Origin of the sequence: Hymenobacter lapidiphilus, from assembly GCF_003417065.2 — a bacterium.
Lineage (GTDB): Bacteria > Bacteroidota > Bacteroidia > Cytophagales > Hymenobacteraceae > Hymenobacter.
This window is the reverse complement of the sequence record NZ_QVLT01000095.1, coordinates 1-246: the sequence shown is the minus strand read 5'-3', so window position 1 is coordinate 246 and position 246 is coordinate 1. Positions and strand designations below refer to the sequence as shown.

Here is a 246-nt window from a genome sequence, read left to right as displayed (position 1 = left end):
TGGGGCCTGCAGTTTCAACGCCTGCCCGCGACCTTCTGTTTTGGGGGTGCATTTCGACCGCTGCCTGCTCGACTACGCCGTTTCGGAGGAAAACTGGCGTTCGATGGCTGTAAGCTGCTTGGGGCCTGCAGTTTCAACGCCTGCCCGCGACCTTCTGTTTTGGGGGTGCATTTCGACCGCTGCCTGCTCGACTACGCCGTTTCGGAGGAAAACTGGCGTTCGATGGCTGTAAGCTGCTTGGGGCCT

General features: G+C 60.2%; 1 protein-coding gene. It reads left to right on the top strand.

Going from position 1 to position 246, the window contains the following annotated elements:
* A partial coding sequence (locus D0N36_RS19415; protein ID WP_207190736.1) for a hypothetical protein occupies positions 1-246 on the top strand: 246 nt, incomplete at both ends.